The sequence below is a fragment of the Ideonella sp. P3_A4 genome, assembly GCF_056403075.1.
In genome coordinates this window covers 1-5,393 of the sequence record NZ_JBFUGE010000408.1, presented here as the reverse complement: position 1 = coordinate 5,393, position 5,393 = coordinate 1, and the positions used below count along the sequence as shown (strand labels likewise).

At 67.4% G+C, this 5,393-nt stretch carries 5 protein-coding genes; all 5 read right to left on the bottom strand.

Going from position 1 to position 5,393, the window contains the following annotated elements:
• Window positions 1-1,357: methyl-accepting chemotaxis protein (locus AC1DYI_RS25370; protein ID WP_477206910.1), on the bottom strand; the 1,357-nt coding region annotated here is incomplete at its 3' end.
• Window positions 1,358-1,447: 90 nt separating this feature from the next.
• Window positions 1,448-3,625: a chemotaxis protein CheA gene (locus AC1DYI_RS25365; protein WP_477206909.1), complete on the bottom strand. Its 2,178-nt coding sequence runs from the start codon at window positions 3,623-3,625 to the stop codon at window positions 1,448-1,450.
• Window positions 3,622-3,963 (bottom strand): STAS domain-containing protein, encoded by a 342-nt coding sequence (locus tag AC1DYI_RS25360; protein ID WP_477206908.1) that lies wholly within the window; start codon window positions 3,961-3,963, stop codon window positions 3,622-3,624. The genes AC1DYI_RS25365 and AC1DYI_RS25360 overlap by 4 nt, the downstream gene beginning before the upstream one ends.
• Window positions 3,960-4,328, bottom strand: coding sequence for a response regulator (locus tag AC1DYI_RS25355; protein ID WP_477206907.1), 369 nt, complete (start codon window positions 4,326-4,328; stop codon window positions 3,960-3,962). The genes AC1DYI_RS25360 and AC1DYI_RS25355 overlap by 4 nt, the downstream gene beginning before the upstream one ends.
• A 13-nt stretch (window positions 4,329-4,341) precedes the next feature.
• A partial coding sequence (locus tag AC1DYI_RS25350) for a methyl-accepting chemotaxis protein (RefSeq protein ID WP_477206906.1) occupies window positions 4,342-5,393 on the bottom strand: 1,052 nt, incomplete at its 5' end.

Here is a 5,393-nt window from a genome sequence, read left to right as displayed (position 1 = left end):
GGTCGGAGGTGCGCTTGATGTTGGGCACCATTTCATCGAGCAGTTGCCCGGCGCGCTCGGCCAGCTCGACGCTCGAGCCGGCGACTTCACCGATCTCTTGCGCCGCCACCTGGCTGCGCTCGGCCAGCTTGCGCACCTCGGCAGCCACGACCGCGAAGCCCTTGCCATGTTCGCCCGCCCGCGCCGCTTCGATCGCGGCGTTCAGTGCCAGCAGGTTGGTCTGGTAGGCGATGTCGTCGATGATGACGATCTTCTTGGCGATCTGCTTCATCGCAGCCACGGTCGACTTGACCGCTTCGCCGCCTTCGGTGGCTTCGCTGGAGGCCTTGCTGGCCATTGCATCGGTGGCCTTGGCGTTCTCGGTGTTCTGGCTGATCGACGCGGTCATCTGCTCGACCGACGCGCTGGTCTCTTCGACACCCGAGGCCTGCTCGGTGGCGGCTTGCGACAGCGACTGCGCGGTGGAGTTGACCTGCTCGGCGGCGCTGCTCAGGCCGTTGGCGCTGTTCGACACCTCGGACACGACATGCGAGAGCTTCTCGACCATCTTCTTCATCGCGGCCAGCAGGCTGGTCTGGTCGCCGGCGCGCAGCGCGATGTCGACAGTCAGGTCGCCGGCAGCGACCTTGTCGACCACCTCCGCGGCATACGACGGGTCGCCGCCGAGCTGGCGCATCACCGCACGCAGGATGAACAAGCCGAGCGCGATCAGGGTCGCCAGCGCAATCGCGGAAACCGTGTACATCAGGCTGCGCGCCCGTGTCGACGACTCCTGCGCTTCCTTGACGGCATCCTCGCCGGCCTGGGTATTCATGTCGACGAGCTTCTCGAGCGTGTCTTCCGCCGCCTTGAACGCGGGCCGACTGGCGATCAGCGCTTCGTGGTAGTCCTGGAACAGTTCCTTGCGCCGGGCCGCGCTGTCGGCCTTGGTGATCTCCCTGGCCAACTCGCCAATGCGCTGGTCGAGGGCCCGCCAGGCGCCCCATTCCTTCTCCAGTTGCTTCCAGACCACCGCCTCCTCCGCCGTCTGCGGTAGCGCGTCGTACGCTTTCCAGGCCTTGTCGGCCCGCTCCCACGCCTTGGCCTTGTTGCTCAGCTCGTGGTCGATGTTCTTCACCTCTTCGGGGTAGCTGGCCATCGTGTCGATGCCGCGGCTGGTCGAGCGGATCGCCGTCTTGGCCTCGTTCACCACCTGCAGGTCCTTGACGGAGGGCAGGCGGTTCTCGCCGACTTCCGAGAGCATCTCGGCGTCTCGCTTGAGGCCCATGTAGGCGATGAAGATGACCGCGAGGAGCGCCGCGATGCCGACGCCCAGCAGGGCGAGGATCTTGGTCTTGAGTGACAGGTTCGAGAACATGAAGAACTCTCTTTCAGGGTTCGGGTGGCCGGCCTGACTGCGCTCGGCGTGACGTGAGGTGAGGGGTCGTGGGGGTGCTGTGCGCGTCGTCTAATGCGCCGGGCTGGCCCGCGCGGTGGCAGTGATCTGGCCGGCCACGAGAGCCGACACGTCGAGGATCAGCGCCACCTCGCCGCTGCCGAGGATGGTCGAGCCGCTGATGCTCTTGACGCTGGCGAACACGCGCGACAGCGGCTTGATCACCGTCTGGAACTCGCCCATCAGCTGGTCGACCACCAGCCCGAAACGCTGGCCCGCTTGCTGGATCACCACCGTGCTTTCGCGCCGCGGCGGCGGGGCTTCGATGTCGAAGTAGTCGCGCAGGCGGATCTGTGGCAGCACGTGGTCGCGCAGGTTGCACCAGGCCTGGCCCGCCTCGCTGGCGTGTTCGATGCATTCTTCGATCGCTTCCAGTGGCACGACGAAGACCGAGTCGCCGACACCGACCAGGAAGCCATCGATGATGGCCAGCGTCAGTGGCAGTCGCACACTCACCGTGGTGCCTTGGCCCTCGGCGCTGCGAATGTTGATGGTGCCGCGCAGCGCACTGATGTTGCGCTTGACCACGTCCATGCCAACGCCGCGGCCCGACAGGTTGGTCACCGCTTCAGCGGTCGAGAAGCCGGGTTCGAAGATCAGGTCGAAGACTTCGGAGTCGCTCAGCCGCTGCTCAGCTTCGATCAGGCCGCGCTCGACGGCCTTGGCCAGGATGCGGTCGCGCCGCAGGCCGCCGCCATCGTCGCTGACCTCGATGACGATGCTGCCGGAGTCATGGAAGGCGTGCAGCTTGACCGTGCCCTGGGCCGGCTTGCCACTGGCCACCCGCGCCTCGGCCGGCTCGATGCCGTGGTCGATGGCGTTGCGTACCAGGTGCAGCAGCGGGTCGCCGATCTTCTCGACGACGGTCTTGTCCAGCTCGGTGTCTTCGCCGCTGATCAGCAGCGCGATGTCCTTGGCGGTCTCGCGGGCCACGTCATGCACCACGCGCTGGAAGCGGCTGAAGGTGGCACCGATCTTGACCATGCGCAGCTGCAGCGCGCTGTCGCGTACCTGCTGCACCAGGCCGGCCATGCGGGAGGTGGCCTCCTGCAGTTCGCCGCGGTGGGTCTGGCGGGCCAGCAGGTCGGCGCTGGCGCCGGCGATGATCAGCTCGCCGACCAGGTTGATCAGGTGGTCGAGCTTGTCGGCGTCGATGCGCAGTGAGCGCCCTTCCTGCGAACGGCTTTCGTTGGCCTGGCGCAGCTGGGTCTGCTTTGACAGGGCTGCCTCCACCAGCGCGGGCTGCACGAACTGTTGCTCGACCAGCACGGTGCCCAGCTTGGGGCGCTCGGCGGATGGTGCGTCTTCGGAAGAGGGCTGGGCCTGCATGGCCAGCGCCTCGTCGAGCTCGCGCTGGGTCAGGCTGCCGCAGCCGATCAGGATCTCGCCGAGGCGCATCGAGCCTTCGGGCAGCGCCTGGATCAGGCGAACGTAGTCGTCGACCAGGCTGTCCGGCGGCAGGATGCGCAGCTCGCAGTCGTCGCTGACGAACTGGAAGACGTTTTCGATCTGCGCCTTGTCCGCATCGCTGGCCAGCGCGATCTCGAAACCCAGGTAGCAGGTTTCGGGGTCCATCTGTGCCGGTTCCGGCAGCGCGTCGTCCAGCGCAGCGATGCCGACGATGCGCCCGATGCGTTGCAGGTAGCGGATGAAGCACAGCGGGTCCATGCCGTTGCGCAGCACGTCACCACCGAAGCGCAGCGACAGGTGCCAGTGGTGGCTGCGGCCACCGGCGGCGTCGCGGGCGATGCGCTGCAGTGGCGGCTCGTCGGCCGTCACCACCAGCGTCTTGCCGCTGCCCGTGTGGTGGCGACTGAGCTGCTCGATCAGAATGCCGGCGTTGCGCTTCGAATCTTCGTCGGGCTGCAACTCGCCGTCCGCGACCGCTTCGATGGCCAGCATGAGGTGGTCGCAGCACGACAGCAGCAGGACCTTCAGCTCTTCGTCGATCGTGACCCGGCCTTCGCGGGCGGCGTCGAGCACACTTTCAACCACATGGGTGAAGGCCACGATGTGGTCGAGACCGAACAGGCCGGCCGAGCCCTTGATCGTGTGGGCGCCGCGGAAGATCTCGTTGACACCTTCGGCGGTGTCGGGCGACTGGCCCAGCGCGAGCAAGGCGCCTTCCATGTCGACCAGCAGATCACGGCATTCCGCGATGAAGGTTTGCAGCGCCGCTTCGAGGTTCATGGGGTGCTCCCGTCGGGCGCCTGGCCGTCGATCAGCAGGGGGTCGCCGAAAGTGCCGGCGACATTGACCAGGTCGAACACCTCCAGCACCGCCGGGGTGTGGCCGATCAGTCGCAGCTCATGGCCCTGGCGCACGGCGGTGCGCTTGAGCAGCATCAGCAGTTGCAGGCCGGCGGTGTCGATCTCGGTCACCGCCGAGAGGTCCAGCTCCAGCGTGCCGCCGCAGCCGGCCAGTGCGCCGAGCAGCAGTTCTTTCTGGGCAGCCGCGTGGTAGATCGTGACCTCGCCCTCGAGGCGGACGCAGCCCGCCCGTGGCGTGATGGTGTTCGGCTCGCTCATGGCAGCACCAGCATCTGCACGACATTGACCAGCGCCTCGGGCAGGAAGGGCTTGACGACCCAGGCCTTGGCGCCGGCGGCCTTGCCTTCGGCCTTCTTCGTGTCCTGCGATTCGGTGGTCAGCATGACCACCGGCGTGAAGCGGTACTCCGGCCTTTGCTTCACCGCCTTGACGAAGCTGATGCCGTCCATGTTTGGCATGTTCACGTCGCTGATGATCAGGTGGACCTTCTGGCCCTTGAGCAGCGACAGCGCGTCGCGGCCGTCGCGGCCTTCGAGCACTTCGTAGCCGGCGCAGCGCAGCGTGATGCCCACCACCTGCCGCACGGAGGAGGAGTCAYCCACGATCAGGATCGTTTTGGTCATCTCAGTTGCCTCGTCAAAAGAAAGTGATCGTGCTGGCCGCCGGAGCGCCCTGGGTGGCTGCGCCACCGCCGCCGCGCTCGTCGGCCATGGCGTAGCTGCGCTCCAGCTCGTCGAGCAGGGCACGTGCATCCAGGGCGGGGGGGAACTGGCCGGTGCCGCAACGCTCGCGGCCCTCGGCCATCAGCTGCGGTACGCGTTCGATGTTGGTCTTCACGTGGCCCATGATCTGGCTCACGCGGTCCTGGAACTGCAGGTGCAGCAGCGCCTGGCTGATCTCGCGCTGCAGGTAGTCGCGGCTTTGCTTCAGCTCGTCGGCACGCTGCATCAGCGCCTGCGTCGAGCCGCGAAACTGGCCGAGCACCGATTCGATCGAGCCCTTGGACGCGGCCACCGCCGCGTTGTCGTCATTCAGCGACTGTTCGGCCGCGGTGCAGGTGCCTTCGATCGTCTGGCTGATCAGCGCGACCTTGCGGGCGATGTTGCGGCCGGTCTCGGCCGAGCGTGCCGACAGCGTGCGCACTTCCTGGGCCACGATGGCGAAGCTGCGGCCGGCCTCGCCGGCGCGCGCGGCTTCGATGGCGGCGTTCAGGGACAGCAGGTTGGTTTGCTGCGCGATGCGGGCCACGTCGCCCGTCATGCCTTCGAGGTCCTGGATGAACTGGCGCTGTTCGCTGATGCGATCGACCATCAGCTGCTTGGCGGTCATCGCGGATTGCAGCGACGAGACGACGGTGCCCAGCTCGCGCTCGCCCTTGTCGAGCACCTTCACCAGGGCCGTTTCGCCGCCGTTGATCGAGTCGCCAGCCAGTTCGGACATCGACGTGGCCTGGGCCAACTGGGCGACGATGCCGGAGAAGCGTTCGGCCAGGGCCGACACCGCGTGTTCCATCTGCTGGCGCGAGGTGTCGATCTGCTGCGCCCAGACCGGCAGCAGCGCGTCACCGAGCGAGGCCTGGCCGGCCAGGCAGGCGTCGACCGCCTGCCGCAGCCGAGCCGCCGCACGGACGTGCTGGGCGCTGGCTGCCCAGCCGGTGGCCAGCAGCGCTGCCGCGGCCAGGGCTGGCC

Excerpts from the sequence above, each read along its gene's own strand:
- AC1DYI_RS25365 (WP_477206909.1), bottom strand. The coding sequence starts at position 3,625 with ATGAACCTCGAAGCGGCGCTGCAAACCTTCATCGCGGAATGCCGTGAT.
- AC1DYI_RS25360 (WP_477206908.1), bottom strand. The coding sequence starts at position 3,963 with ATGAGCGAGCCGAACACCATCACGCCACGGGCGGGCTGCGTCCGCCTC.